Annotated in this window: 25 protein-coding genes and 1 riboswitch; of the genes, 13 read left to right on the forward strand and 12 right to left on the reverse strand. The window is 61.1% G+C overall.

Annotation, left to right across the window (positions count from 1 at the left end):
- The first annotated feature begins 64 nt into the window (after nucleotides 1-64).
- Nucleotides 65-877, forward strand: a complete 813-nt coding sequence (locus tag ACYAR8_RS22400) for a hypothetical protein (protein WP_463581090.1) — start codon at nucleotides 65-67, stop codon at nucleotides 875-877.
- 7 nt (nucleotides 878-884) lie between these two features.
- Here the strand turns inward: ACYAR8_RS22400 and ACYAR8_RS22405 are convergent, their stop codons facing one another.
- From ACYAR8_RS22405 to ACYAR8_RS22420, 4 genes are all read right to left on the reverse strand, one after another.
- Complete coding sequence (locus ACYAR8_RS22405; RefSeq protein WP_074892219.1) at nucleotides 885-1,850, reverse strand: metal ABC transporter ATPase; 966 nt, start codon at nucleotides 1,848-1,850, stop codon at nucleotides 885-887.
- 36 nt (nucleotides 1,851-1,886) lie between these two features.
- The gene (locus ACYAR8_RS22410) at nucleotides 1,887-2,696 is read right to left on the reverse strand and encodes an aldo/keto reductase (protein WP_463581091.1); all 810 of its coding nucleotides are present in this window, start codon (nucleotides 2,694-2,696) and stop codon (nucleotides 1,887-1,889) included.
- On the reverse strand, nucleotides 2,693-3,868 hold the full coding sequence (locus tag ACYAR8_RS22415) for an NAD(P)/FAD-dependent oxidoreductase (protein ID WP_074892223.1): 1,176 nt from the start codon (nucleotides 3,866-3,868) through the stop codon (nucleotides 2,693-2,695). Before ACYAR8_RS22415 ends, ACYAR8_RS22410 begins: the two co-directional genes overlap by 4 nt.
- Nucleotides 3,869-3,931: 63 nt before the next feature.
- Complete coding sequence (locus tag ACYAR8_RS22420) at nucleotides 3,932-4,264, reverse strand: DMT family transporter (protein WP_074892225.1); 333 nt, start codon at nucleotides 4,262-4,264, stop codon at nucleotides 3,932-3,934.
- Between the two features lie 163 nt (nucleotides 4,265-4,427).
- Between ACYAR8_RS22420 and waaA the strand changes: the two genes are divergently transcribed.
- Nucleotides 4,428-5,702: a lipid IV(A) 3-deoxy-D-manno-octulosonic acid transferase gene (waaA, locus tag ACYAR8_RS22425; RefSeq protein ID WP_463581092.1), complete on the forward strand. Its 1,275-nt coding sequence runs from the start codon at nucleotides 4,428-4,430 to the stop codon at nucleotides 5,700-5,702.
- A gap of 138 nt (nucleotides 5,703-5,840) precedes the next feature.
- Here waaA and ACYAR8_RS22430 read toward each other — a convergent pair whose 3' ends face one another.
- The 3 genes from ACYAR8_RS22430 to ACYAR8_RS22440 all read right to left on the reverse strand — a co-directional run bounded on the left by ACYAR8_RS22430 (nucleotide 5,841) and on the right by ACYAR8_RS22440 (nucleotide 7,835).
- Nucleotides 5,841-6,107: a type II toxin-antitoxin system RelE family toxin gene (locus ACYAR8_RS22430; RefSeq protein WP_463581093.1), complete on the reverse strand. Its 267-nt coding sequence runs from the start codon at nucleotides 6,105-6,107 to the stop codon at nucleotides 5,841-5,843.
- On the reverse strand, nucleotides 6,091-6,318 hold the full coding sequence (gene relB, locus ACYAR8_RS22435) for a type II toxin-antitoxin system RelB family antitoxin (protein WP_074892231.1): 228 nt from the start codon (nucleotides 6,316-6,318) through the stop codon (nucleotides 6,091-6,093). Before relB ends, ACYAR8_RS22430 begins: the two co-directional genes overlap by 17 nt.
- A 77-nt stretch (nucleotides 6,319-6,395) precedes the next feature.
- The gene (locus ACYAR8_RS22440; RefSeq protein WP_463581094.1) at nucleotides 6,396-7,835 is read right to left on the reverse strand and encodes a TolC family outer membrane protein; all 1,440 of its coding nucleotides are present in this window, start codon (nucleotides 7,833-7,835) and stop codon (nucleotides 6,396-6,398) included.
- 182 nt (nucleotides 7,836-8,017) lie between these two features.
- Nucleotides 8,018-8,122: riboswitch (TPP riboswitch) on the forward strand.
- 171 nt (nucleotides 8,123-8,293) lie between these two features.
- Between ACYAR8_RS22440 and thiC the strand changes: the two genes are divergently transcribed.
- Together thiC and cytX are read left to right on the forward strand one after the other, a co-directional pair.
- Complete coding sequence (gene thiC / locus ACYAR8_RS22445) at nucleotides 8,294-10,195, forward strand: phosphomethylpyrimidine synthase ThiC (RefSeq protein ID WP_463581095.1); 1,902 nt, start codon at nucleotides 8,294-8,296, stop codon at nucleotides 10,193-10,195.
- A 168-nt stretch (nucleotides 10,196-10,363) separates the two neighbouring features.
- Nucleotides 10,364-11,656, forward strand: a complete 1,293-nt coding sequence (gene cytX / locus ACYAR8_RS22450) for a putative hydroxymethylpyrimidine transporter CytX (RefSeq protein WP_463581096.1) — start codon at nucleotides 10,364-10,366, stop codon at nucleotides 11,654-11,656.
- A 52-nt stretch (nucleotides 11,657-11,708) separates the two neighbouring features.
- On the opposite strand, the gene ACYAR8_RS22455 is transcribed toward cytX, so the two are convergent.
- From ACYAR8_RS22455 to ACYAR8_RS22470, 4 genes are all read right to left on the reverse strand, one after another.
- Nucleotides 11,709-12,335: a GAD-like domain-containing protein gene (locus ACYAR8_RS22455; RefSeq protein WP_463581097.1), complete on the reverse strand. Its 627-nt coding sequence runs from the start codon at nucleotides 12,333-12,335 to the stop codon at nucleotides 11,709-11,711.
- Between the two features lie 8 nt (nucleotides 12,336-12,343).
- Nucleotides 12,344-12,550, reverse strand: a complete 207-nt coding sequence (locus ACYAR8_RS22460; RefSeq protein WP_463581098.1) for a polymorphic toxin type 15 domain-containing protein — start codon at nucleotides 12,548-12,550, stop codon at nucleotides 12,344-12,346.
- Between the two features lie 8 nt (nucleotides 12,551-12,558).
- Nucleotides 12,559-13,701, reverse strand: coding sequence for a DUF6861 domain-containing protein (locus tag ACYAR8_RS22465; RefSeq protein ID WP_463581099.1), 1,143 nt, complete (start codon nucleotides 13,699-13,701; stop codon nucleotides 12,559-12,561).
- Between the two features lie 249 nt (nucleotides 13,702-13,950).
- Nucleotides 13,951-14,697 (reverse strand): RsiV family protein, encoded by a 747-nt coding sequence (locus ACYAR8_RS22470; RefSeq protein WP_463581100.1) that lies wholly within the window; start codon nucleotides 14,695-14,697, stop codon nucleotides 13,951-13,953.
- 218 nt (nucleotides 14,698-14,915) lie between these two features.
- Between ACYAR8_RS22470 and ACYAR8_RS22475 the strand changes: the two genes are divergently transcribed.
- From ACYAR8_RS22475 to ACYAR8_RS22515, 9 genes are all read left to right on the forward strand, one after another.
- Nucleotides 14,916-15,533, forward strand: a complete 618-nt coding sequence (locus ACYAR8_RS22475) for an NUDIX domain-containing protein (protein ID WP_463581101.1) — start codon at nucleotides 14,916-14,918, stop codon at nucleotides 15,531-15,533.
- Nucleotides 15,524-15,976, forward strand: a complete 453-nt coding sequence (locus ACYAR8_RS22480) for a DUF1249 domain-containing protein (protein ID WP_065987826.1) — start codon at nucleotides 15,524-15,526, stop codon at nucleotides 15,974-15,976. Before ACYAR8_RS22475 ends, ACYAR8_RS22480 begins: the two co-directional genes overlap by 10 nt.
- A gap of 121 nt (nucleotides 15,977-16,097) precedes the next feature.
- Nucleotides 16,098-16,907, forward strand: a complete 810-nt coding sequence (cpdA, locus tag ACYAR8_RS22485) for a 3',5'-cyclic-AMP phosphodiesterase (protein WP_463581102.1) — start codon at nucleotides 16,098-16,100, stop codon at nucleotides 16,905-16,907.
- Between the two features lie 143 nt (nucleotides 16,908-17,050).
- Entirely contained in the window at nucleotides 17,051-17,668 is a 618-nt protein-coding gene (locus ACYAR8_RS22490; protein ID WP_463581103.1) for a YqiA/YcfP family alpha/beta fold hydrolase, read from the forward strand.
- Between the two features lie 89 nt (nucleotides 17,669-17,757).
- Nucleotides 17,758-19,662, forward strand: coding sequence for a DNA topoisomerase IV subunit B (gene parE / locus ACYAR8_RS22495; protein ID WP_463581104.1), 1,905 nt, complete (start codon nucleotides 17,758-17,760; stop codon nucleotides 19,660-19,662).
- Complete coding sequence (locus ACYAR8_RS22500) at nucleotides 19,662-20,639, forward strand: esterase-like activity of phytase family protein (RefSeq protein ID WP_463581105.1); 978 nt, start codon at nucleotides 19,662-19,664, stop codon at nucleotides 20,637-20,639. Before parE ends, ACYAR8_RS22500 begins: the two co-directional genes overlap by 1 nt.
- Before the next feature lie 35 nt (nucleotides 20,640-20,674).
- The gene (locus tag ACYAR8_RS22505; protein ID WP_463581121.1) at nucleotides 20,675-21,157 is read left to right on the forward strand and encodes a retropepsin-like aspartic protease family protein; all 483 of its coding nucleotides are present in this window, start codon (nucleotides 20,675-20,677) and stop codon (nucleotides 21,155-21,157) included.
- Between the two features lie 10 nt (nucleotides 21,158-21,167).
- Nucleotides 21,168-23,435: a DNA topoisomerase IV subunit A gene (parC, locus tag ACYAR8_RS22510; protein WP_074891449.1), complete on the forward strand. Its 2,268-nt coding sequence runs from the start codon at nucleotides 21,168-21,170 to the stop codon at nucleotides 23,433-23,435.
- A gap of 180 nt (nucleotides 23,436-23,615) precedes the next feature.
- Nucleotides 23,616-24,323, forward strand: a complete 708-nt coding sequence (locus tag ACYAR8_RS22515; RefSeq protein ID WP_074891448.1) for a PqiC family protein — start codon at nucleotides 23,616-23,618, stop codon at nucleotides 24,321-24,323.
- 54 nt (nucleotides 24,324-24,377) lie between these two features.
- Here ACYAR8_RS22515 and ACYAR8_RS22520 read toward each other — a convergent pair whose 3' ends face one another.
- The gene (locus tag ACYAR8_RS22520) at nucleotides 24,378-25,907 is read right to left on the reverse strand and encodes a histidine kinase (RefSeq protein ID WP_463581106.1); all 1,530 of its coding nucleotides are present in this window, start codon (nucleotides 25,905-25,907) and stop codon (nucleotides 24,378-24,380) included.
- Between the last annotated feature and the right edge of the window lie 5 nt (nucleotides 25,908-25,912).

The raw sequence follows: 25,912 nt of genomic DNA on the forward strand, positions 1-25,912 counted from the left end.
AGCCCGTCCGCCGCTTGAGCGCGCGTGTCCAGGCGCATCGCCATTGATCCCGGAGAGTTTGTCAGTGCTGAACATTGCGGTCGCGTTTTTTGGTATCCCGCGAAACTCGGAGATCTGTTTTCCTTCCATTGAGGAAAACGTCCTCGGCCAGTTGCCGAAGGGCAGCAACGTCAAATGCTTTTACCACCTCTACAAGATCGACGAAGTGCACAACCAGCGCTCGGCGGAGAAGGGTGAGCTGAAGGCTCAGAACTACGACGTTTTCCAACCGATGACAGGGTTTCTGGAGTCCACCGACGGCGTGCTGGATCGCTGGGATTTCGAGCGGGTCAAGGCGATGGGCGATACCTGGGGCGACGAGCACGTTTCCCTGCGCAATCTGATCTATCAGCTCAACTCACTGCACACCGTTACGGGCATGATGAAGTCGTTCGATCCCGACTTTGTGGTGTTCGTGCGCCCGGACAACTTCTTCCATTCGCCGCTGCCGGACTATATTTTTCATTCGCCCCACGCACGACGGCTGAACGCCTACATTCCGGACTGGCAGTGGTGGGGCGGGCTGAATGATCGTTTCGCCATTTGCGGCCGTGACGTCTATCGCGCCTATGGCAAACGGATCGAGCGCATCTTTGAGTTCTGCGAAGCAACAGGGCGCAAGCTGCACTCGGAGCGCTTGCTCAAGTACGTGTTGCTCAAGGCGGATGCCCGGGTGTGTACGCTGCCGACCACTGCCTCCCGTGTGCGCATCACCGGCGCCTTTGCCGAAGAGTCGTTCTCGCCCAAGCGCGGGATGGGCAAACGCGAAAACCGCTATTTTCACTTATTCGCCACGCTGCGCACCTGGCGTGACAAACGCCTCGCCGAGAAGCGTTAAGCGCGGCTTACTTGTGCAGGCCGCTGCGAACCAGTCTGACCAGCCGTCGCGCTTTGATCCGCAGCTTGGTCAGCCCTGACTTGGGCTTCTTCTTCGGCGTCATGCCCTGCTGCACCAGCCAGTCCTTCCAGCGAATCCGCTCCTCGCGCACCACCCAGCCCTCCTGGGGCGCGAAGCTCTCGGCCAGATAAAGCCCACGTGTACCGGCAGGCGAGAGCTTGTCGTTCTTCAGGGTGTACAGCTCGGGCAGGGGCGAGCCGTTTTCAAGCGGCATCAGATACAGATCCGGCTTGCTGCGATTGAGGCGCGCCACCAGCTCGTTGTTCTCCAGGCTCTCATCGACGTGGAAAAGGCTCAACGGACGAGCCTCTTTCGGCACCTCCAGGCGCATGTCATAGATCAACTGCAGTGAAGCGGTCGGCAAATGCACGTAAGCGCGTGGCCGCTCGATCAGGGTCAGGCTGCCGCAGCGTACCGGGAGTGCCGCGCCGGAAAGCGGTGTGAGACGAAAGGGCATCGCTTCGCGGTAATGCAGCGCTGCCGCATAGGGCGCTGGCAGCCAGGTTTCATTGAAGCGCCCGCCGAGCCAGCCTTGGGGCGTCTCGATCAGGCATTCCTCGGCCACTTCCTGCACCGCCGTGTGCAAGGGCAGGTTAAGCTCGTGGGCGGGTACGTAGCCGGAGATCAGCTTGAGCACCACATCGCCACGGTCCTGACGGCGCTGGCGAACCAGCACCCAGTAATCGCGGTTCTGCCACCGCAGCGTCAGGCGTACCGAGACGCCGAGATTGGCCAGCTCGGTGGAAAACCGTTCGCTGTCTTCTACGTCGATCTTGCGACGCCGCGCCAGGGTCTGGGTGAAATTCAGCGGCATCCCGACGCTCTGATAGGTCAGGCCTTCAGGGGTGGCTTCGACAAATAACGGCAGGGTCTTGAAGTTGCTGGGGTTTTTCCGAATCAGGGTTCGCGGCATATCGGCTCCTTCTTGCGTTGGGGTCGGCCGTGCGTTTCAGGGCTGACGACGGATCACGGCAGCGGCGGTTGCCACGTTATGGGCCAGATGCAGCGGGTTGATGGTGCCGACGATAGCACCGGTCACGCCGGGGTGTTCAAACAGCAGCTCGAAACTGGCACGCACAGGATCGACACCGGGACTCAGGCAAACGTGCCCGCTGGCCAGTGCTTTTTTGACCAGCACCCCTTTGCCGTGTGCAGCAGCGTAGTCGAGGACCGGCTTCTCGCCCTGTTCGTTGAGGTTGTACGTGACCATCGCACAGTCGCCGCCCTGCAAGGCCAGCAACCCGCCTTCGACGGTCTTGCCGGAAAAGCCGAACCCGCGAATCTTGCCCTCGCGCTTGAGCTCGGCCAGGTTCTGATATACGGCGCATTCATTGAGCACGTGCAGGTCGTTGCCGTCGGAATGCACCAGCACCAGATCGATGAAGTCGGTTTCCAGGCGCTGCAGGCTGCGCTCCACCGACAGCCGCGTATGTTCGGCGCTGAAATCGTGCCGTGACTGACCTGCTTCAAATTCCTCGCCGACCTTGCTGACGATCACCCAGTCCTTGCGCTGGCCGCGCAGCAGCGGGCCGAGGCGCTCTTCGCTGCGCCCGTACGCCGGGGCGGTGTCGATCAGGTTGATGCCCAGATCCCGGGCCAGCTTCAGCAGCATCCGCGCCTCGACGTCGTCGGGAATCTTGAAGCCATTGGGGTACTTCACGCCCTGATCGCGGCCCAGCTTCACCGTGCCCAGCCCCAAGGGAGAAACATTGAGGCCGAGGGTGCCGAGCGGTCGATGCAGATCGTGCAGGGTGTTCATGGCAGCAGTTGATCCCAGACAGGAATGGCGAGGGGCGGCGTGGGGAAGTCGGTGTGCGGCGGTTGCGGGGTGGGGTGAATGTCATCCCGGGACAACGAGGCCAGCACGCGGTCGGCGAAGTCGGGTGCCAGCGCCAGCTTGGTAGGCCAGCCGACCAGTAATCGTCCCTGCTCGTCGACAAAGGCGTTATCCGGGCGTACCAGACCGCTTTGCTGCGGTTCGGCGCGGTCCACGCGTAAGGTGGCGAACTGCGCCTCGCTGAGGTCAACCCAGGGCAGCAGATTCGCGAGCTCTTTCTTTGCGGCGGCGATCTGCTCGGCGGGGTTGCGGGCAACGCCTTCGGCTTCGGCAATGTCGCCGCCCAGATACCAGACCCACTGGCCGTCTGCCGCCGGGTGCGTCGTTACCGTGATCCGTGGCTTCGGCCCGCCACCCAGGCAGTGGGCGTACAGCGGCTTAAGCGTCGGTCCCTTGACCAGCACCATATGCAACGGCCGGCGTTGCATGGCCGGCTGGCTCACGTTCAGCGCCTTGAGCAGATCAGCCATGCCTTCGCCGGCGCTTAGCACCACCCGCTGGGCGTGGATGTCGCGGCCGTCGACGCGCAAGCCGACCAGTTCGCCATCAACGCGCAGCGGCTCAATGTCTTGGCCCGCAAGCAGGCTGTCGCCCGCCAGCTCCGCCAGTTTTTTCACCAGGCTGGGGATGTCGATGACCAGCTCGGCCAGGCGGTACACCTTGCCTTTGAAGCGCGGATCCTGAAGCGCAGGCGGCAGGTCGCTGCCCTTGACCTGATCAACGCGGCCGCGCACGGCCTTGCTGGCGAAGAAACTGGTGAGATTGCCGGCGATGGTGCCGGGCGACCACAGGTAGTGAGCTTCCGAAAGCAGGCGTACGCCCGACAGGTTCAGCTCGCCTTTGCCTGCAAGCGCTTCGCGCCACCGACGCGGCATATCGGCGATCGCTTCGGATGCGCCAGAGAGCGCGCCGTGCAGCGCGTATTTGGCGCCGCCGTGGATGATCCCTTGGGATTTGAGTGTCTGGCCGCCACCCAGGCTGGCCTTTTCCACCACCACCGTCGAAAAGCCCTGATGCCGCAGTCGCGCGTTGAGCCAGAGACCGGCAACGCCCGCGCCTACAATCAGGACGTCAGTGGAAATAGCAGATGACATGGGCACCTCAAATGGCGAAACGAATGGCGGCATTATAGGGGAAGGGACTTTTCAGTAACCCCCTTAATGACCCGCCGTCTTCGAGAACAGCTGGATGACCACCACGCCTGCGACGATCAGCCCCATGCCGGCGATGGCTGGCAAATCCAGTTTCTGGCCGTAGATAAACAGTGCGGCGACGCTGACCATGACGATGCCCATGCCCGCCCACACCGCGTATGCCACGCCAACCGGAATGGTGCGCACCACCAGCGTGAGCATCCAGAACGCAATGCCGTAACCGACGATCACCAGCAGCAGCGGGATCGGCGTGCTCAGGCCTTTGACGGCTTTCATGGACACGGTGCCGATGACCTCGGCACAGATGGCGATGGCCAGCAGGTAGTACGCAGACATGGTGGAGCTCCTTTTCAATGGCCGTCATTAAAGCGGCTTACCCGGCACGGAACAACCGGCGCCTTTCGGGCTGGCGGGGTGGCGTCTGGCCAAATGCGCCGGGCATGATATGTGCGAAGCTCGATGGAAATCTGACAGCAATTGGCTGATAAACTCCGCGCCCATGAATAGAACCCTCTACAGCATCCTGTTCCACCTCGGCCTCCCCTTGATCGCCCTGCGCCTGTGGCTGCGTTCGCGCAAGGCCCCGGCCTACGCGCAGCGGGTCGGCGAGCGCTTCGCCATGGGCCTGCCCGCCATGCAGCGCGGGGGCATATGGGTGCATGCAGTGTCGGTGGGCGAGAGCATCGCCGCCGCGCCGATGATACGCGCGTTGCTGGTCCGCTATCCGCAACTGCCGGTCACCATCACCTGCATGACGCCGACCGGCTCGGAGCGCATTCAGTCGCTGTTCTCCAGCGAGCCGCGCGTCCAGCATTGCTACCTGCCCTATGACTTTCCGTGGGCCGCCGGGCGCTTTCTCGATCACATCCAGCCGAAGATCGGCGTGATCATGGAAACCGAACTGTGGCCCAATCACATTCATCAGTGTGCGAAACGCGGGATTCCAACGGTGCTGGCGAATGCGCGGTTGTCAGAGCGTTCCGCCCGTGGCTACGGACGATTCGCCCGCCTGACTCGGCCGATGCTCGCCGAGATGAGCCTGATTGCCGTGCAGACCGAAGCCGAGGCCCAGCGCTTCCGTGACCTGGGCGCTCGGCCCGAGTGCGTCACGGTGACGGGCTCGATCAAGTTCGACCTGACCATAGATCCGCAACTGCTTGAGCGGGCCGTTCAGCAGCGCGAGCAATGGCAGACCCGGCATCGGCCCGTGTGGATTGCAGCCAGCACCCATGCGGGCGAAGACGAGGTGGTGCTGGCCGCCCATCGCACGCTGATGCAAGCCTGTCCCGACGCCCTGTTGATCCTCGTGCCCCGTCACCCCGAGCGGTTCACCAGCGTGTTTGAGCTGAGCCAGCAGCAGGGACTCACCAGCGTTCGTCGTTCGACGAACGAGCCGGTGACGCCGGAAACCTCGGTTCTGGTGGGCGACACGATGGGCGAGTTGCTTTTTCTGTATGCGCTCGCCGATATCGCCTTCGTCGGCGGCAGCCTGGTGCCCAACGGCGGTCACAACCTGCTGGAACCTGCGGCACTGGAAAAGGCCGTTTTAAGCGGCCCGCACCTGTTCAACTTCCTCGAAATCGCCGCGATGCTGCGTCATGCCGGCGCGCTGGAGGAGGCCAGTGACGCGGCTGCATTGGCCGCGACGGTGCGTGACTTGATCGACCATCCCGAGAAAGCAAAGGCGATGGCCGATGCCGGGCTGGCCGTGATGAAGGCCAATCAGGGGGCGTTGCAGAGGTTGCTGGATGGGATTGGACGGTTTTTGGGCTGATGTTGGCAAGCAAGCGGTCATCTGGAGGGCTTGCGCTTAACGACGGTCGTGCGTTCCGCGCAAATCCAATGCATGAGCGCGCTTGCCCGGGTCCTGGCGGTAAGCGGTAGCAGAGTTGTTGAGCGGGTCATGAAGGTGCTACCGGTAAACCTCCCGACGATTGCCCAGTTCGATGACCAAAATGGTTAGCTCGCCGTTTTGGATATCGCAGATCACTCGTAGATCCCCAATTCGATAGCACCACAGCCCGCCCTTGGGACCTGTTAGCGCTTTGCCCACGCTGCAAGGGTCGTCTCTGATAGCTACCCGTTCGTCCATGAAGTCAAGCACGCGCCGGGCGGTTTGCTTGTCGAACTTCTTGAGCTGTTTCTTTGCCGTCTCGGTGTACTTAATCGTCCAGGCCAAGCTCTTTCCTGACATCGCTGGATGAATAAGTGGCTTCCTTGCCCTTTCGGACGCGTTCGAGTACGTCCGCTGCCAGGTAATACTCTTCAAGCTCAGGTAAACCTTGCTCGATAATTTCACGCAAATAAAAGGCTTTGGTCCGGCCGGTGCTAGCCGCGAGAACGTCGAGACGTGCTTCAGTCTCGGGGGTGAGGCGAATTGAGGTAGGCATGCGACTTCTCCGCAATACATGTATTCACTGTATCGCGCGGATGCTACTCGGGTCGCCGAAACGTTTCAATCGGCTTGTCACCGCTCCGTTGGCCGCTCAAAGTTCTTCGCCGCTTCTTTCGCCAGATCCGGCGGCAGGAAGTCTTTGTCGGGGTTGTAGTCGGCTTTCAGGAAGCGCGACAGATCCTGCAGATCCCCAGGGCTCAGCGTGCCGGCAGCCTGCTTCAGACGCAGGTTGTCGAGGATGTAGTCGTAGCGGGTGTTGTTGTAATCGCGCACCGATGCGTAAAGCTGGCGCTGTGCATCCAGCACGTCGACGATGTTACGGGTGCCGACCTGATAGCCAATTTCCGTCGCTTCCAGCGCGCTCTGGTTGGAGATGATCGACTGCTTGCGCGCCTGCACCTGCTCGACATCGGTGTTCACCGCGCGGTGCAGGTTGCGGGTGTTTTCCACCACCTGGCGGCGCAGACCTTCGCGCTGTTGTTCGCTCTGGCCGAGGCGGGCATAAGCTTCGCGGACTTGAGAACTGGTCAGCCCGCCACTGTAGATCGGGATGTTCACCTGCAGGCCAATGGTGCGTTGCTCGACGCTGCCGTGGAAACTCTGGCCGGTGTAGTTGGGGTTGGTAAAGCCCAGCGGGTCGTTATCGCCTTTCTCGTACTGCGCTACCGCATCGACGGTAGGCGCGTGGCCTGCCTTGCGCTGACGCAGCGTTTCTTCAGCGGCGCTGACGGCGTAGTTGCTGGCCAGCAAATTCAAGTTCTGCTGCGTCGCGGTGTCGACCCAGGCTTTCGCGTCGTTGGGCGTTGGAGCGAGCACCGGCAGCGTATGCACGATGCCTTCGATCGAGTTGTAATCGCGGTTGGTCAGGGTGATCAGCGCCTGAAACGCGTCATCGACCTGGCGCTTGGCGACGATCCGCGCAGCGCGGGCGGTGTCGTAGCTGGCTTGCGCCTGGAGCACATCGGTCTTGTCAGAAAGGCCGACGTCGAAGCGTTCATTGGCCTGATCGAGCTGGCGCTTGAGCGCCGCTTCCTCTGCCTTCGTCGAGGCGAGATTGTCCTGTGCACGGAGCACCGCAAAATAATCTTCAGCGCTTTGCAGAATCAGGTTCTGCTCGGTGGCCGAGAGCTGCAGGATCGCCTGCTCATTGACGTCCTTCGCCGCCTTGAGCTGAAACCAGCGGTCGGCGCGGAAAATCGGCTGACTCAAGGTCGCGCGATAGACCGTTCCGCTGCGGCTGATGACGGCCGAGGGTTGGTCAATCGACGTGCGCGTGTCATTGATATCGGCGCCACCAGAAATGTTCGGCAGCAGACCGGCGCGGGCCTGAGGCACGATTTCCTTCTGCGCGTCATAGCTGGCGCGGGCCGCCGCAAGATCGGCGTTATTGTTGACCGCTTCCTGATACACGCTCACCAACCCGGTTTTGGTAGGCAGCGGCATGTCTGCTGCCCCGGCCATCGCACTCGAAGCACACGACACGGCAATGGCCAGTGAAAGTTTGCGCAGCATAGACATTCCCTAGTAATTCAAGCGGTATGAAGACGGTGACGTTGCGTCCGATCCAGATGGCTTTGGCGACGCGTAGCGAGTGTAGTTCCAGCGGGTGGGGACAACAATCGGGCAAATCAGCCATTTAACGCGCGTTTGAATTCCGCGCTTGGCGTTTGGCCTGCGCCGCGACTAGACTGACGCCGTTCTTGTCGGGGTGCCTTGATATGAGGCTGAGATCGGATAATCCGGATCCCGTTGAACCTGATCAGGTTAGCGCCTGCGTAGGGAACAAGATTTCTCGTCTCCCGGCGAGTCCTCTTGAGTGTCGTCCGGGGTCGTCTTTGTTCAATTTCTGAACAGTCCGCGCCTCTTCGATTCTCAGCATCCATGTCGTCTCAGGGTGCATCCGTCCGTGTCCATCAGGCTCAAGCTCCGACAATTCATTCCGCTGCTGGATGATGTCTGGAGAGCCCGTGATGAGTACAACACTAAAAAACGCCAATCTGAGTGAATCCGCCCAAGTCGATTCGGGGTCGGTTCAACCCTTTACCCGCTCGCAGAAAATCTATGTTCAGGGCTCGCGTCCGGACATCCGTGTGCCCATGCGTGAGATCAGCCTGGACGTCACGCCTACAGGGTTCTCTGGAACAAACAGCAGCGGCGAAATCAACGCGCCGGTCTGCGTATACGACACCTCCGGCCCTTACACCGACCCCAACGTCATCATCGACGTGCGCAAAGGCCTGGCCGACGTGCGTTCGGCATGGATCGAGTCCCGCGCAGACACCGAGCGCCTCCCAGGGCTGACCTCCAACTTCGGCCAGCAGCGTCTGGCCGATGCCGAGCTGACCCGGCTGCGGTTCGCCCACGTGCGCAATCCGCGTCGGGCAAAGGCGGGGGCTAACGTCAGCCAGATGCACTACGCGCGTCAGGGCATCATCACCGCCGAGATGGAATACGTCGCCATCCGCGAAAACATGAAGCTGCAGGAAGCCCGCGCCGCCGGCCTGCTCACCCAGCAGCACCCAGGCCAGAGCTTCGGTGCGAGCATTCCGAAAGAGATCACGCCTGAGTTCGTGCGCGAGGAAATCGCCCGTGGTCGCGCGATCATTCCCGCCAACATCAACCACGTTGAGCTCGAGCCGATGATCATCGGGCGCAACTTTCTGGTGAAGATCAACGGCAATATCGGCAACAGCGCGCTGGGCTCGTCCATCGAAGAAGAAGTGGCGAAGCTGACGTGGGGCATTCGCTGGGGCTCGGACACGGTCATGGACCTGTCCACCGGTAAACACATTCATGAAACCCGCGAGTGGATCATCCGCAATTCGCCCGTGCCCATCGGCACCGTGCCGATTTATCAAGCGCTGGAAAAGGTCGGTGGCGCCGCCGAAGACCTGACGTGGGAGCTGTTTCGCGACACGCTGATCGAGCAGGCGGAGCAGGGCGTCGACTATTTCACCATTCACGCCGGTGTGCTGCTGCGTTACGTGCCGCTCACCGCCAAGCGCGTGACCGGGATCGTCAGCCGTGGCGGTTCGATCATGGCCAAGTGGTGCCTGGCCCATCACCAGGAAAACTTCCTCTACACCCACTTCGACGACATCTGCGAAATCATGAAGGCCTATGACGTCAGCTTCTCCCTGGGTGACGGCCTGCGCCCGGGGTCGATTGCCGACGCCAACGACGAGGCGCAGTTCGGTGAGCTGGAGACCCTCGGCGAACTGACCAAGATCGCCTGGAAACACGACGTGCAATGCATGATCGAGGGGCCGGGCCACGTGCCGATGCAGTTGATCAAGGAGAACATGGACAAGCAGCTCGAGTGCTGCGACGAGGCGCCGTTCTACACCCTTGGCCCACTGACCACCGACATCGCACCGGGTTACGACCACATCACGTCGGGCATCGGCGCGGCCATGATCGGCTGGTTCGGCTGCGCGATGCTCTGCTACGTCACGCCCAAGGAACACTTGGGATTGCCAAACAAGGACGACGTCAAGACCGGGATCATCACCTACAAGATCGCCGCCCACGCAGCGGACCTCGCGAAAGGACATCCCGGTGCGCAGATCCGTGACAACGCCCTTAGCAAGGCACGGTTTGAATTCCGCTGGGAAGACCAGTTCAACCTCGGGCTGGACCCGGACACCGCGCGCGCCTACCACGACGAGACCCTGCCGAAAGACTCGGCCAAGGTCGCGCATTTCTGCTCCATGTGCGGGCCGAAATTCTGCTCGATGAAGATCACCCAGGAAGTGCGCGAGTACGCCGCCAACCAGAAGATCAGCGCGGTGGACGTGTCGGTGGAGGAAGGCATGCGCGAGCAGGCCGAGCGGTTCCGGCAGGAAGGCAGTCAGCTTTATAAAAAAGTGTGAGCGGCAAGCGGCAAGCGGCAAGGAAAAGCGGGCGGCGATCGTTCCCACGCTCCGCGTGGTAATGCCGCCTCTGACGCTCTGCGTCAATCAGGACGCAGAGCGTCCAGGTATGCGTGCCCACGCAGAGCGTGGGAACGATCAACTATTAGTTTCCTCGGGACAACAAACGTGAACACACCCGGCACCTATTCACCCGACGCCCCCGTACCCGCCGCCAAGCGGGTGTTTGGTGGGCGCGATCTTTTCTCTCTGTGGTTTTCCCTCGGCATCGGCCTCATGGTCCTGCAGACCGGCGCATTGCTGGCGCCGGGACTGGGCATGTCCGGCTCGATGCTGGCGATCCTGCTCGGCACGCTGGTCGGCGTATTGCTGCTCGCCGCCGTTGGCGTCATTGGCAGCGACACCGGGCTATCGTCGATGGCGGCGCTCAAGCTCAGCCTCGGCAGCAAGGGCGCAGGCGTTCCGGCGATTCTCAATCTGCTGCAACTGGTGGGCTGGGGCTCGTTCGAAATCATCGTCATGCGCGACGCCGCCAGCCTGTTGGGCGCCGGCGCTTTTTCCGAAGGCAGCCTCTGGGCCAGCCCGATGCTCTGGACCATCGTCTTCGGCGCCCTCGCGACCCTGCTGGCGGTGAGTGGTCCTTTGGCTTTCGTCCGGCAAATCCTGCGCAAATGGGGCATCTGGCTGCTGTTGGCGGCGTGCGCCTGGCTGACGTTCAACCTTTTCAGCAAGGCCGACTTGACTGCGTTGTGGTCACGCGCGGGCGACGGTTCGATGCCATTTGCCGTCGGCTTCGACATTGCCATCGCCATGCCGCTGTCGTGGCTGCCGCTGATTGCGGACTATTCCCGCTTCGGCAAGCGCGCCGCTGGTGTCTTCGGCGGCACCGCGCTGGGCTTCTTCATCGGCAATTTCTGGCTGATGTCCCTTGGCGTGGCGTACACCCTGGCCTTCGCGCCGAGTGGTGAAGCCAATGCGCTGTTGCTGGCGCTGGCTGGCGCGGGGATGGGCATTCCGTTGCTGCTGATCCTGCTGGACGAATCGGAAAACGCGTTCGCCGACATTCACTCCGCTGCCGTGTCGAGCGGCCTTCTGCTGAAGGCCAAAGTCGAGCACCTCGCGCTGGCCATTGGCGTGATCTGCACGCTGATCGCCTGCTTCGCGCCGCTGGCGCAGTACCAGAACTTCCTGCTGATGATCGCTTCCGTGTTCGCACCGCTGTTCGGCGTGGTGCTAGTGGATCACTTCATCCTGCGTCGCCGCCGTCACGGCATCGCGATGACGGGCTTGCGCTGGATGACGTTACTGGCGTGGGTCGGCGGGATCTGCACCTATCACCTGCTTGCGAACCTGTATCCGGACATCGGCGCAACGCTGCCAGCGCTGGTTGTGGCGGGTGTGTTGCAGTGGGTATTGGCGCGCGGACAGGCGCCTGCATTCGGGGTCGATGTGCGGCATTAACTTAGCGGGCTGGGCCTGGAACTGAATAACCAGGCTCAGTGGCGGCGGCGACTCAAAGCGAGTCGATGTCCGGGAATCCCCAATCCGTCAGCGGTGCGAGCTGGGACAGGAAAGTAAGATGCTCGATGGTTTTGACCTTTTGTAGATGCTTCAGATCGCCTGGGCCGCCGAGTGCGAGGGCAGGGACGAAACCGTACATTTCATCGGGCTGTAGCGGGCCGAGAGTTTTTAACGCTTGTTCGAAAAGGTCTTCCAGATCGTTGGACTCTCGGTCCTGAGTCGCAAAGAAAAGCGCTATTTCGTCATTAAAGCAGTGTCGTCCTAAGGCAGGTTTAGTTGCATGAAACCGCGCATAAGGCGCGCTCAATTCCAGCCAATTCCCCGCGTGTTCATGCCAAAGATACAGTTCGCCAAAAGCACTTCTGGCAACCACATTGTAGAAGTGCGAATCGGGTATTCCTGAATCATCCAGCCACGAGCGGATCATCTCCTGATACTCCGCAGGATTGACTGTCCAGAAAAGCCCTTCGGCGTAGCCACTCCAGCCATATTCACTCCACTGTTTCAATAGCTGTTCGGGGAGTTTATCTGCGTATTTGTTCAGCGAAGAGAGAGGCACCTCTCTGCGCCCCATAGCTGGCCCCAACGTCTCGAGGAAATACTCGTAGTATTCTTCCATATTCATCCCTATCTGCAGCGTTCTAATCTAGCGTTAATTTTGGTCGTGGCGAGGTCCTGCGTAGCGATTCCCTTTGCTAGTTTATCGAGGCCTCCGATCCGTTTACGCCACTGCGCTCCTATGCTGGCGTTTACGGATCTGTCTCCAAAATCAGATATGAGATCCTTGCCTCCGGCGAACAGGTCTGGATTGTGGAGAGCAGCCAGTGTGGCCATTTTCTGGTCTACCACGGTTTGGCCAGTTTTACAGCTTCACGATAGCTAATTCCTGTTTTTTGAAATTCCCGACTCATCTCTCGGGAAAGTGTCTTAGCGAGTTTTTGCCTAGCCTGCTTCGCCACCCTCGGATCCCTAACCTTATACCCAGCTTTGAACGCCTCCCGCCCCCGCAAATACTCATCCACCGTCAAATCATTTAACCCTTTTTCCTGTCCACCCAGCTGCCTGTCGAACTCGGGAATTTTGCTGTAGTGCAGGTTGCTCGCGTTAAAGCATGGCACCTTGTATTCCGGCATGCCCAGCGGTTTCTTCCCGCCCGGTCGATCGGTTTCACGATGGCTGTCGGACCTAGGCTCCGGTGTGGTCGAGCCACCTGCCCGAGCCCCGGCGGGCTGCAAGTCAGGCCGCCCCTTAAGACCCTCTTCATGCTTGACCATCCACTGCGCCAGCCGCGCGCCTTTTCTGCTGGCGCGCATTTGGCCAGCCAGTAGCGCGATGTCGCCGCGACCTCGGGTCAAATACTCAACCACCGCGCCGAGCAGCAGGATTACCACTTCCGTGTGCCCGCGGGCGATGTGGTGTGCCGCTTGATCGACAACCCACGGGTCGTCCTGTGAAATCGGGTTTAGCCCATCGTTGCCTCGGGTCCCGTCCCAAGCGACCTCGATACCGCGCACGTAGTGGTCCAGCAGCGCAGGCAGACCTTGTACGAAAAACTCGGCGACCGACGCCAGCCCAAGCACGCCGAGAATCCAGCTGCTGGCTTGCAACCCGATCGCCATGCCAGCGAATGCGCCGGGCCCCGCGCCTACGCCACCTGCCAGAGCGCCCACCCCCGCACCCATCGCGGCGCCGGCCAGGACGCTGCCGACAATGATCATGGCCATGTCGCCGACGACGCCCATCAGATCAAACAGCACTTCGGATATGTCGAGGTCTGCGAATCGCTTTCGCAGTAATGCGCTGGCTTCAAATTCGGCGCGGTAAAAAGCAGTTCTGATGTTGTCGACACGACGCAATACAAGTTCGACCGAAAGCGCGTGTTCATTCAGATAACTTCTGAAGTGACCTTGGCCTCTACTGTTGATTTCATCTCTTAGCCGGTCTTCAATCTCAAACCTTGACGGCAGGATATTCCATAAGCGCATCCCGTCTCCCTGACAGTTCCAAAAAGTTCAGTGTGGAACTTAATGATTAAGTCGGGATAGCGTCAATAAACAAGAAGTTTAATAATGGCGAGGTCGGGAAGTGTATCTGTTTAAAGTATTAGTTTGCGGGTGGGAAAGTGTATGTAGGAAGTGGCGAAGTATAAGAGTTATTTAAATGAGGCGTTTGCAAGAAGGGGTGTTACAAGATAACGCCGGCGCCTTTTCGAGCGCCGGCCCAGGTTCAACCAATCAGCTCCGGCCCGGAAACAGCTCAGGCTTGACGATGCCGTTCAACTGCGGATACGGGATCTTCAGCTCGATGTGGCCCATGGCGTAGGGGGCGATGGTTGTCACCGGGTACTTGAGGATCACCGCACCGTACGTCAGAGCAATGTTGGAAGTTTGCTTGAAAGGCCACATGTTCTGGAACTCGGTGTCCTTGTCCAGCTTGCTGCTGATCAGCCAGGCCTGATGAGCCAGGCGGGCCTTGTCCCAGAATGCAGCTTCCTGACCCGGGACCAGCATGTCCGCGAGTGTCAGCACGCGCTGCTGCTGGCGCGAATAGTTGATGAACGCGCGGCCTGGATTGCCCTGGCCGCTGCCAGAATCAACGTAGCTGGACAGCTCGACGACCACGATTCCGTCATGCTGCTCACGTACTTTGGCCTGCAGGTAGCTGCTGTTGCGCGCTGGTGCGCGGCTCAGGTATTGCTCCTGATAGGCCTTCAGCGTTGGCGGCACCGGACCATCGCTGTCGCTGCGGGTCAGTTGCAGCAGCGTGCGCTGAACGATCTCGTCAAGTTTCGGCTCATCGGGGAAATGCACGGTGTCGATGTTTACCAGCGGGCAATCATCGGTGGTGCAGCCGGGCTTGATCAGCTCGGAGGCGTCGCGCTGAACGGTCAGCGGACTGCGCAGATTGGGTTGGAACAGGCTTTGGCAGGCGCCCAAAATCAGGGCCACGCAGGCCAGTGAAATGATCTTCAGAAAAGACATGTTGATCCTTGGCATCGGCATAAGGGGGCGTCACGTGGAGGTAACGGCAACGTCCTTCGACTGTGGGTGGCGCAATCAGTTCGCCATCGGGCGGATTAGAGTGCTTTCCCCGGCGGTCGTCTACCCCGGGGACCGGTTTTGCGAATTCAAAGGGCTGCATCCCGCACCACAGCGCGTTAGGATGGGCCCGGACACAGTGCTCAAGCAGTGAGAAATCTATGACGGATAGCAACAGATCGACGCCGACGAATTACGAAATTAAACACCGTGAGACCTGCTTTAAAGGGTTTTACCAGCTCGACCGTCTTCAGTTGCGCCACGAATTGTTCGCGGGCGGCATGGGCCCGGAAATCAAGCGCGAACTGTTCGTTCGCCACGATGCGGTCTGCGTGCTGCCCTACGATGCCAAACGCGATGAAGTCGTGCTCATCGAGCAGTTCCGCGTCGGCGTTATCGGCAAGCATGAAAACCCCTGGCTGATTGAAATGGTCGCCGGCCTGATCGATAAAAAAGAGGAGCCCGAGGAGGTTGCTCACCGCGAGGGACAAGAGGAAGCTGGGCTGACGTTCAACGCCCTTTGGCCGATCACCAAATACTTTCCATCGCCGGGCGGCAGCAACGAATTCGTGCATCTGTACCTGGGCAAATGCGACAGCGAGGGAGCGGGTGGGCTGCACGGGCTGGTGGAAGAAGCCGAGGACATCCGGGTTTCGGTCTGGTCATTCGACGACGCGATGCAAGCCGTCAGGGACGGGCGCATCGTCAACGCCGCAACTATTATTGCAATGCAATGGCTGGCGCTCAATCGCGCCGAAGTAAGGGGGCTATGGTCGTGAATCTTCTGCGCGAGCGCTACCGTGTCGACCTCGCCGGGCTGCAAGCCGCCTGCGAGGCGAACTACGCGCGCTTGATGCGTTTGCTGCCCGATATGCGCAATCAACAACGCTCACGCCGCGTCGCCGTAACCCAGGGCGACCAGATGCTGGGCGTGCTGGCGGTCGAGGTCATCCTCGATTGCCCGTACACCACCACGCTGCAAGTGCGTCAGGAACACAGCCTGCCGTGGCTGCCGGTGCCCGTGCTGGAAGTGCAGGTCTACCACGACGCGCGCATGGCCGAAGTCATCGGTGCCGAACATGCACGCCGCTTCCAGGGTATCTATCCCTATCCCAATGCCGACATGCACCAGCCCGATGAAAAGGCCCAGCTCAACGTGTTTCTGGGCGAATGGCTGAGCCATTGCCTGGCGTGCGGGCATGAGTTTGAGGCAGTGCGCTGAGACGGCGCGCCGCTGCGGCTGGACCTTCTGCACGCAGATGAGAACCAAGCCCTCTTTCCAGGTTTGCCGCCGCACCGATCTCACACCATAATCCGGCCACATCCGCCCAAGGAGACGGCCTTTGTCGAGCGCATCCTCTCATCCCTCATCCGTGTTGGTCGTTCAACTGACCGACAGTCATCTGTTCGCCGAAGCGGACGGCGCGCTGCTGGGCATGCCCACGCGCGCCAGTCTGGATGCGGTGGTCGAGCGTGTCCTCATCGAGCAGCCGGCGATCGATCTGGTGCTGGCAACGGGCGACTTGTCTCAGGACGGCTCGGTCGAGTCGTATCAGGCGTTCCGCGACGCGAGTGACCGCCTGAATGCGCCCGCGCGCTGGATTCCGGGGAATCACGACGAGCTGAGAGAGATGGCGATTGCTGCGCAGAACAGCGACTTTCTGGAGCCTGTCGTCGACGTCGGCCACTGGCGGATCACGATGCTCGATTCCGCTGTTGCCGGGTCGGTCCCCGGTTATCTGCAAGACGGCCAGCTTCAGTTGCTCGCCCAGGCCTTGAGCGAAGCGCCGGAGCGGCATCATCTGGTGTGTCTGCACCATCATCCGGTGCCCATCGGCGCGGCATGGATGGAGCCCATCGGTTTGCGTAATCCCGAGGCGCTGTTCGCTGTGCTGGAGCGTTTTCCCCAGGTGCGTGCATTGCTCTGGGGCCATGTGCATCAGGAATTCGATCAGCTTCGCGACGGCGTGCGGCTAATGGCTTCGCCTTCAACCTGCATCCAGTTTGCACCGAACAGCGTGGACTTCGGCCTTGATGACCTTGCGCCCGGCTATCGCTGGCTGCGTCTGCACGATGACGGCCGGATCGAAACCGGTGTTTCGCGCATCGACCCCGACCTGTTCGACGTCGACATCAATGGCGCGGGCTACTGAAAGACATTTCCTCAATTTGCCGCGATTCATCGGCAAGCAAGTCTTCGCGCACTTGACCCTGTAAACTGCGTGGCTTTGCCCGGATGAGTGCCGACAGGCCAGCCCGTCCGGGATGTATCGATTGCCGTTTGGGAGGCAACTGAGTGAACGAGCATCAATCGACGCTTCTTTATATTCATGGCCTGAACAGCTCGGCCAGGTCGCAGAAGGCCACGCAGTTGACGACGCTGATGGCGCGTATGGGTTTGAGCGAATATCTGCGCGTGCCAGAGCTGCATCATCATCCGCGGCAGGCGCTGGCGCAGTTGGAGGGCGCGATCGAGGAGCTCGGTCGGCCGCTGCTGGTCGGCAGCTCGCTCGGCGGCTACTATGCGACTCACTTGGCTGAGCGCCATGGCCTCAAGGCTGTGCTGATCAACCCGGCGGTCAATCCGCACCAGCTCTTCGATGGCTTTCTCGGCACCCAACAGAACCTTTATACCGGCGAGAGCTGGGAGCTGACGCACGACCACGTGACGGCGCTGGCCGAGCTGGAAGTGCCTGCTCCACAGGATCCGCAGCGGATTCAGGTGTGGCTGCAAACGGGCGACGAGACGCTGGATTACCGCCGTGCCCAGAGCTTCTATCGGGCCTGTGCATTGCGCATCGAAGCGGGCGGCGATCACGGGTTTCAGGGTTTCGCTGCAAAGATGCCAGCGCTGTTGAGCTTCGCCGGGTTCGCGCCCGCATTGCTTCAGGGCGTCGATCTGAGCGGGCTCTGACCCGAGCCATCGCTGCAACAAATGTGTAGAACAGTCTTGTAAAACAGTGCTACTCCGAAATTTCATGAACGACTTGATGACGAGACCCCATGGCCAATCCCAGCGCTAGCTCTTATAACGCAGACGCCATCGAAGTCCTCTCGGGCCTCGACCCGGTCCGCAAACGGCCGGGCATGTACACCGACACCTCACGCCCCAACCACCTGGCGCAGGAAGTCATCGACAACAGCGTCGACGAAGCGCTGGCCGGCCACGCCCGATCCGTCCAGGTCATTCTGCACGCCGACAACTCGCTGGAAGTGTCGGACGATGGCCGCGGCATGCCCGTGGACATCCACCCGGAAGAGGGCGTGTCCGGCGTCGAACTGATCCTCACCAAACTTCACGCCGGCGGCAAGTTCTCCAACAAGAACTACCAGTTCTCCGGCGGCCTGCACGGCGTCGGGATCTCCGTGGTCAACGCGCTCTCGACCCAGGTACGGGTACGGGTCAAGCGCGATGGCAACGAATACGAAATGACCTTTGCCGATGGCTACAAAGCCAGCGAACTGGCGGTGATTGGCACCGTCGGCAAACGCAACACCGGCACCAGCGTGTATTTCGCGCCGGACCCCAAATACTTCGACACCCCGAAATTCTCCGTCAGCCGTCTCAAGCACGTGCTCAAGGCCAAGGCCGTTCTGTGCCCGGGCCTGCTGGTCAGCTTCGAGGACAAAGGCACCGGCGAGAAAGTCGAGTGGCACTACGAGGACGGTCTGCGCTCGTACCTGCAGGATTCGGTGTCTGACTTTCTGCGCCTGCCCGACGAGCCGTTTTGCGGCGTGTTCGCAGGCAACAAAGAGGCCGTCGACTGGGCGCTGCTGTGGTTGCCCGAGGGCGGCGACAGCGTTCAGGAAAGTTACGTCAACCTGATTCCGACCGCCCAGGGCGGTACCCACGTCAATGGCCTGCGCCAGGGCCTGCTGGACGCGATGCGTGACTTCTGCGAGTTCCGTAACTTGCTGCCGCGCGGCGTGAAGCTGGCGCCCGAAGACGTCTGGGAGCGCATCGCTTTCGTGCTGTCGATGAAGATGCAGGAGCCACAGTTCTCCGGCCAGACCAAAGAGCGGCTGTCGTCCCGTGAGGCGGCAGCGTTCGTCTCCGGTGTGGTCAAGGATGCCTTCAGCCTGTGGCTCAATGCGCACCCTGAAATGGGCATGCAACTGGCCGAACTGGCGATCAGCAACGCCGGCCGTCGTCTCAAGGCCAGCAAAAAGGTCGAGCGCAAACGCATCACGTCAGGTCCGGCACTGCCGGGCAAACTGGCGGATTGCGCGGGTCAGGACCCGATGCGCTCCGAGCTGTTTCTGGTCGAGGGTGACTCGGCGGGCGGCTCCGCCAAACAGGCGCGGGACAAGGAGTTCCAGGCCATCCTGCCGTTGCGCGGAAAGATCCTGAACACCTGGGAAGTCGACGGCGGCGAAGTACTCGCCAGCCAGGAGGTGCATAACATTGCGGTGGCCATCGGGGTTGATCCGGGCGCTGCGGACATGAGCCAGCTGCGCTACGGCAAAATCTGCATCCTGGCCGACGCCGACTCCGACGGTCTGCACATCGCCACGCTGCTGTGCGCCTTGTTCGTTCAGCATTTCCGCCCGCTGGTGGATGCCGGTCACGTCTACGTCGCCATGCCGCCGCTGTACCGTATTGACCTGGGCAAAGACATTTATTACGCCTTGGACGAAGCCGAGCGCGACGGCATTCTCGACCGGCTCGTGGCCGAGAAGAAACGCGGCAAGCCACAGGTCACCCGATTCAAAGGCCTGGGTGAAATGAACCCGCCGCAACTGCGCGAAACCACCATGGACCCGAACACCCGCCGACTGGTGCAGCTGACTCTGGATGATTTTGAAGCCACGTCGGAAATGATGGACATGCTGCTGGCCAAGAAACGCGCGGGCGACCGCAAGAGCTGGCTTGAATCCAAAGGCAACCTGGCCGAGGTGCTGGTCTGATGCGGGGCTGGTTTGCAGCGCTGTTATTGATCGCCACGCCCGTTTTCGCCGCGCCGTTGCCCGAGCTCAAGCTGCTGTCGGAGCATGCCGTCGACGACATGATCGGCGGCAACCTGTCCGGACTGGCGTCCTGCAACGGCGTGCTGTGGACCGTTTCGGACCGCGACGACACCCTGCTTTACAGTCTCGACACATCGGCAACGGTTTGGAAAGCCAAGGCGCAGACGCTGGAAATCCCGCCGATTCCGGACAGCGGTCTGTCTGCGACCCTGCGTGGAATGGCCAAGGCGTCGGCGCTGATTCGCGGCGGCGACCTGGATTTTGAAGGCGTGAGTTGCGACGCGGCGGGCAACCGTTACCTCGTCAGCGAAGCCTACGCCGCGGTGCTGAAAGTGCCGGTCGAAGGCGCGCCGGTCTGGCTGGAGCTGCCCAAAAAAGTCGTTGAGGAGGCGCAGTCGGCCGGGATGCTGCAGCATTTCAATGCCATTTTCGAAGGCATCGCGGTCAACCCGGCAGGCGATCAACTATGGCTTGCCGCCGAGCGTGACAAGCGCGGCCTGCTGACCGCAAAGCTCGGCAAGAACGGCTGGGCCTGTGACGCTAGCTGCATCCTGCGAGTCGAGTCCGGCAACGATATTTTGCCGCCCGAGCTGGGTGGCAAGGCGGTCTCCAAGGACTTTTCCGACATCTCGCTGTACAAGGGCAAGCTGTTCACACTGGAGCGCGCAGCCTACCGAATCTGCCGGCGCACGCTGGCCACAGGTCAGCTGGAAACCTGCTGGTCGTTCGCCAAAGAGGCGCTTCAGCCGAACCGGCTGTATGACCAGAAATACGGCCTGACCGAAGCCCTGATCGTCGACGACAAAGGCGCTTGGGTCGGCACGGACAACAATTTCGGTGTCCGCGCCGATGGCGAAAAACGTCCCGTCGTCTGGCGCTTTGCCGCGCCCGAGGGCGGCTGGAGCGGCAAGCCTTGACCCAGGCACCTCCCGGCAAGCGCGCCGGGCGGGTGATGCTGATCATCGCCTGGGCGGCGGCGCTGTTTCTGGCGACGCGGTTTTTTGGCGAGTGGGAGCAGCGTCAGGAAAATCCGAATACCATCGTCGCTTCCGAACATGGAGACGGCTATGTCGAGGTGACTCTGGCGAGCAATCGTGACGGCCATTTCGTCATGAGCGGGCAGATAAATACCCGCCCCGTACAGTTCATGCTCGACACCGGCGCGACCAACGTCGCCGTGCCGGAGAGCGTCGCGCAGGCGCTGCGCCTTGAGCGCGGCGAGCGCGTTCAGGTGAGCACGGCCAACGGACGCACCGACGCGTTCCGGACCACGCTGCAACGGTTGCAGATTGGCGACATCGTCCTGAACAACGTGCGCGCCCTGGTGGTGCCCGGTCTGGATGGTGAACAGGTGCTGCTGGGCATGAGCGCCGTGAAACAACTCGAATTCACACAGCGCGGCGGCACATTGCTGCTGCGCCAGACGACAAAATGATGAGGCCCGCATGAGCGACTCCCTTGACCTCAGCCTGGATGGCGTAGAACGCCGATCGCTGGCTGACTTCACCGAACAGGCCTATCTCAACTACTCCATGTACGTGATCATGGACCGGGCGTTGCCGCACATCGGCGATGGCCTGAAGCCCGTGCAGCGACGCATCATCTATGCGATGAGCGAACTGGGCCTGGATGCCGACGCCAAGCACAAGAAATCGGCGCGTACCGTCGGTGACGTGCTCGGCAAGTTTCACCCCCACGGCGACTCGGCCTGCTACGAAGCCATGGTGCTGATGGCGCAACCCTTCAGCTATCGCTACACACTGGTCGACGGTCAGGGCAACTGGGGTGCGCCGGACGATCCCAAGTCGTTCGCCGCCATGCGTTATACCGAAGCGCGTTTGTCCCGTTACTCCGAAGTGCTGCTCAGTGAATTGGGCCAGGGCACAGCGGATTGGGGGCCGAACTTCGACGGCACCCTCGATGAGCCGCTGGTGTTGCCGGCGCGTTTGCCGAACATTCTGCTCAACGGCACCACCGGCATCGCTGTCGGCATGGCCACCGACGTACCGCCGCACAACCTGCGCGAAGTCGCCACAGCCTGCGTTCGTTTGCTCGATGAGCCCAAAGCAACGGTCGAGCAGCTGTGTGAGCACATTCAGGGCCCGGACTACCCGACCGAAGCGGAAATCATCACGCCCCGCGCCGACCTGCTGAAAATGTACGAAACCGGCAAAGGCTCGGTGCGTATGCGCGCCGTATACCACATCGAAGACGGCGACATCATCGTCACCGCGCTGCCGCATCAGGTGTCCGGTGCCAAGGTGCTGGAGCAGATCGCGGCGATGATGCAGGCCAAGCCGTCCAAAGCGCCGCAGATCGCTGACCTGCGTGACGAATCCGACCACGAAAACCCGTGCCGGATCGTGATCATCCCGGGCGCCCGCAAGAATTTCGACCACGATGCGCTGATGCAGCACCTGTTCGCGACCACCGAGCTGGAGTCCAGCTACAGGGTCAACATCAACATCATTGGCCTGGACGGCAAGCCGCAGTTGAAAAACCTGCGCGCATTGTTGGTCGAGTGGTTGGCGTTCCGGGTACAGACCGTGCGTCGTCGCCTGCAATTTCGCCTCGACAAGGTTGAGCGTCGCTTGCACCTGTTGGATGGTTTGTTGATCGCTTACCTCAACCTGGATGAAGTGATTCACATCATCCGCACCGAGGAACATCCGAAAGCCGCGCTGATCGCCCGTTTCGCCCTGAGCGAAATCCAGGCCGATTACATTCTCGACACCCGTTTGCGTCAGTTGGCGCGACTGGAAGAAATGAAGTTGCGGGCCGAGCAGGATGAATTGCTCAAGGAACAAGCCAAGCTGCAAGCCCTGTTGGGCAGCGAGGCCAAGCTGAAGAAACTGGTACGCACCGAGCTGATCAAGGATGCCGAAACCTATGGCGACGACCGTCGTTCGCCTATCGTCGAGCGTACCGAAGCCAAAGCCCTGACCGAACACGATCTGCTGCCGAACGAGAAAGTGACGGTCGTGCTGTCGGAAAAAGGCTGGGTTCGCTCCGCCAAAGGTCATGAAATCGACGCCACCGGGCTCTCTTATAAGGCCGGGGATGGCTTCAAGGCCCTGGCGCCGGGTCGTTCCAACCAGTTTGCGGTGTTTATCGACTCCACCGGTCGCAGTTATTCGGTGCCGTCGCACACCTTGCCATCGGCTCGTGGCCAGGGCGAACCGCTGACCGGTCGTCTGACGCCGCCGCCCGGTGCGACTTTCGAATGCGTGCTGTTGCCCGAAGATGACGCGCTGTACGTGATCGCCTCCGATGCCGGTTACGGTTTTGTGGTCAAGGGTGAAGACCTGCAGGCCAAGAACAAGGCGGGCAAGGCCCTGTTGAGCTTGCCGGCCGGAGCCAAGGTGATCCTGCCGCGTCCGGTGCCGGACCGTGAGCACAACTGGCTCGCCGCCGTGACCACCGAAGGCCGTTTGCTGGTGTTCAAAATCAGCGATCTGCCGCAGTTGGGCAAGGGCAAAGGCAACAAGATCATCGGCATTCCGGGAGACCGCGTTGCCAGTCGAGAAGAGTACGTGACCGACCTGGCCGTTGTCCCGGACGGCGCCACGCTGGTGCTGCAGGCAGGCAAGCGCAATCTGTCGCTCAAGCCTGACGACCTGGAGCACTACAAAGGTGAGCGCGGACGACGGGGCAACAAGCTGCCACGTGGATTCCAGCGCGTCGATGCACTCTTGGTGGAAACCGCTGGCTAAAGCGGTTGGTTCGGCAGTCGCTCTTCGTTTCGTCATGAGAGCGACGCAGAATCGCTGGAGTCAACGCGCATATTCACGGATGATATGACGTCCTCTGGCGCCGCTATGGCGGAATGCCTTCATGTTTTCAAAGTATTTAACAGCGTGAGCGCATTACACGGCGCTCACTTGGACGGGATGATGAATTTTCTACGTGTTCCCTGTGTTCTGTTGTTGACCGGCGTTCTGGGTTTGGCCGGTTGCAGCGTTCATCAGCCCACGTCGCTCTATCAGCTGGACAGCGGCGATCCTGGGCAACCGAAGCACACCGGCGGGGTCGCAGTTCTGCTGGGCCCTGTGGCAATTGCTGACTATCTGCAACGTGAAACATTATTGCAGCGCCAGCCGGACGGCAGCCTCAAGGCGTCCACCGACGGTCGCTGGGCTGGCAGCCTGTCTGCCGATATCGATCAACTGCTTCTGCGCCAACTGGCGTGGAAGCTCGACAGTCAACGCGTGGTCATGGCGCCTGCTGCAGCCAGCTTCACGCCGGATGTCCAGGTGGTGCTGTCCATCACCCGCCTGGACTCAGGCGAGAAGCAGCCGGCGGTTCTGGATGCCCAGTGGCGCTTGCTCGACCGCCGAGGCAATGTGCGCGACAGCAAGCTGGTTCACCTGGAAGAGCCCCATGCAGGTTCTTCAGCTGCCCAGGTCAAGGCTCAGGGAGTTCTGCTGCAGCGCCTGGCGGACAAGCTGAGCGTCGCGGTCAAGCCCATCGCCAGCCAGCCGTATGTGGCGGACGTGCCCAAGAAGGCCGCAGCCCCGGCAAAAACCCGGACTGATCAGGACAAGCCGAAGATCCCGATGGCATCACCGATCCGCACCGATCTGGAAGTGTTCCGCTTCTAAGATTCGCACCCACAAAAAAGCCCGCAGCAATGCGGGCTTTTTTGTGGGTGACGCTTAGACCTTTCGCGCTTCGTGCATGCGCGCCAGTTGACGCTCCAGCATCGACGGATACGGCTCCATCAGACGCTCCACACAGCTGGCACCTTCAGGGCTCGCAATCGGGCGAATACGCGCACGCTGTCGGATGGTCGGGTCTTCGCTGATCTTGCGCTCCACCAGCAACAGGTTGCGGCTGTGCTGCGACAGGGCCAGGGCGTCCTGAGCAGTTTCGGTCAGCAGCAGATCGATCTGGTTCATGCCGTGCAAGCCTTCGCCCAGTGTCAGGCCCAGCTGCAGCTGCAGTGTAATGCCGCTATCGGCGACTTCGATCTGCAACGCGTGGCTCAATGCACGCAGCAACTCGCCGCAGCAGATGGCGTTGGTCAGGTAGTCATCGCCGCTGTCCTGGGTGCTGAACACCATCAGCGAACTGCCGTCGTTCAGGGTGTGCAGCTCGCTGTCGTAGAGCGAAGCGGCCTGATCGATGCAGTCACGGTAGCGCTCGAGCAGCTCGGTCAGGCGCGTGCGCGGCAGTCGGCGCAGTTGCTCCTGAGAACCCAGTTGCACAGCCAGCACGGCGCTGTACTGCGGTTGCGATGGCACGACCGGCAGGATCGGGCGCGCCACAGGTTTTGGCGCGGCGGGGGAGTGATCGCGAAGGTCCGCAAAGGGGTCCTCCTCGTCTTCTTCATCTTCCTCGGCGGAGATACGCCGTGCCGGGATCACCGTGGCCCGCGGTTTGGGCGCATCGTCGAAGTCAGGGTCGCTCAGGTCGCTGCTGTCGAACTCGGGGGAGGTATCGTCCTCGTCCTCGACCTGCGCAGGCTCGGGAATGGGGGCCGGTTCCGGTTCTGGCGGCGCGTAGGAAGTCTTCAGCTGACGCGCCAGATCGCCGATCTCGTCCTGACGATCAGTGGCGGGCGTGTACGGATCGATGTAGCGCAGCCACATGCGCAGTTGCAGCATCGGCGTGGAAATATGGCGCCCCAGGCGAAGGCTCAAGGCCAGCGCCAGTGCCAGAAGAATACCGGCCAGAATCGCCATGCTCTGCAGGCTGATGGTCAGCGGCTGCTGGAACTGGGCCATGTCCAGGCTGATGCGCAGAGTGCCTGCGACCACGTCCTGGAAGGTGATCTTGATCTCGTAGAGACCTTCCGCCTCGCCCAGCAAGCCGTTTTTCGGACGCTGTCCGGCTTCGGCAAGGATGCGGTTGTCGGGGCTATAAATAGCCGCGTGGGCCACCAGCGGGTTTTTCACCAGATTGCCCAGCAGCACGTTGAGGCTGAGGATGTCGTTGGACACCAATAGCTCGGTGGCGGACGTGGCGGTCTGCGTGGTCAGGGCTTGCCCCAATGCGTCGGCCTGTTCATGCATGGCTTGCTTGAATTGCAAACCCATGACGCAGGCGTAGATCACCAGAGCCAGCGCGACGAGGATCACGTTGTGGCTGGCGATGCGCAAAGCAATCGGAACACGTCGATGACGCAATGCCCGGAAGATCAGCAAGAAGAAATTATCGGTTTTTACTGGCGTGGGCCGGTTCACTGAGC

The organism is Pseudomonas sp. HP_01 (assembly GCF_055284355.1).

Excerpts from the sequence above, each read along its gene's own strand:
- ACYAR8_RS22405 (WP_074892219.1), bottom strand. The coding sequence starts at position 1,850 with ATGCCGCGAACCCTGATTCGGAAAAACCCCAGCAACTTCAAGACCCTG.
- ACYAR8_RS22410 (WP_463581091.1), bottom strand. The coding sequence starts at position 2,696 with ATGAACACCCTGCACGATCTGCATCGACCGCTCGGCACCCTCGGCCTC.
- ACYAR8_RS22415 (WP_074892223.1), bottom strand. The coding sequence starts at position 3,868 with ATGTCATCTGCTATTTCCACTGACGTCCTGATTGTAGGCGCGGGCGTT.
- ACYAR8_RS22420 (WP_074892225.1), bottom strand. The coding sequence starts at position 4,264 with ATGTCTGCGTACTACCTGCTGGCCATCGCCATCTGTGCCGAGGTCATC.
- waaA (WP_463581092.1), top strand. The coding sequence starts at position 4,428 with ATGAATAGAACCCTCTACAGCATCCTGTTCCACCTCGGCCTCCCCTTG.
- relB (WP_074892231.1), bottom strand. The coding sequence starts at position 6,318 with ATGCCTACCTCAATTCGCCTCACCCCCGAGACTGAAGCACGTCTCGAC.
- ACYAR8_RS22440 (WP_463581094.1), bottom strand. The coding sequence starts at position 7,835 with ATGCTGCGCAAACTTTCACTGGCCATTGCCGTGTCGTGTGCTTCGAGT.
- thiC (WP_463581095.1), top strand. The coding sequence starts at position 8,294 with ATGAGTACAACACTAAAAAACGCCAATCTGAGTGAATCCGCCCAAGTC.
- ACYAR8_RS22455 (WP_463581097.1), bottom strand. The coding sequence starts at position 12,335 with ATGGAAGAATACTACGAGTATTTCCTCGAGACGTTGGGGCCAGCTATG.
- ACYAR8_RS22460 (WP_463581098.1), bottom strand. The coding sequence starts at position 12,550 with ATGGCCACACTGGCTGCTCTCCACAATCCAGACCTGTTCGCCGGAGGC.
- ACYAR8_RS22465 (WP_463581099.1), bottom strand. The coding sequence starts at position 13,701 with ATGCGCTTATGGAATATCCTGCCGTCAAGGTTTGAGATTGAAGACCGG.
- ACYAR8_RS22470 (WP_463581100.1), bottom strand. The coding sequence starts at position 14,697 with ATGTCTTTTCTGAAGATCATTTCACTGGCCTGCGTGGCCCTGATTTTG.
- ACYAR8_RS22475 (WP_463581101.1), top strand. The coding sequence starts at position 14,916 with ATGACGGATAGCAACAGATCGACGCCGACGAATTACGAAATTAAACAC.
- ACYAR8_RS22480 (WP_065987826.1), top strand. The coding sequence starts at position 15,524 with ATGGTCGTGAATCTTCTGCGCGAGCGCTACCGTGTCGACCTCGCCGGG.
- parE (WP_463581104.1), top strand. The coding sequence starts at position 17,758 with ATGGCCAATCCCAGCGCTAGCTCTTATAACGCAGACGCCATCGAAGTC.
- ACYAR8_RS22500 (WP_463581105.1), top strand. The coding sequence starts at position 19,662 with ATGCGGGGCTGGTTTGCAGCGCTGTTATTGATCGCCACGCCCGTTTTC.
- ACYAR8_RS22505 (WP_463581121.1), top strand. The coding sequence starts at position 20,675 with ATGCTGATCATCGCCTGGGCGGCGGCGCTGTTTCTGGCGACGCGGTTT.
- parC (WP_074891449.1), top strand. The coding sequence starts at position 21,168 with ATGAGCGACTCCCTTGACCTCAGCCTGGATGGCGTAGAACGCCGATCG.
- ACYAR8_RS22515 (WP_074891448.1), top strand. The coding sequence starts at position 23,616 with ATGAATTTTCTACGTGTTCCCTGTGTTCTGTTGTTGACCGGCGTTCTG.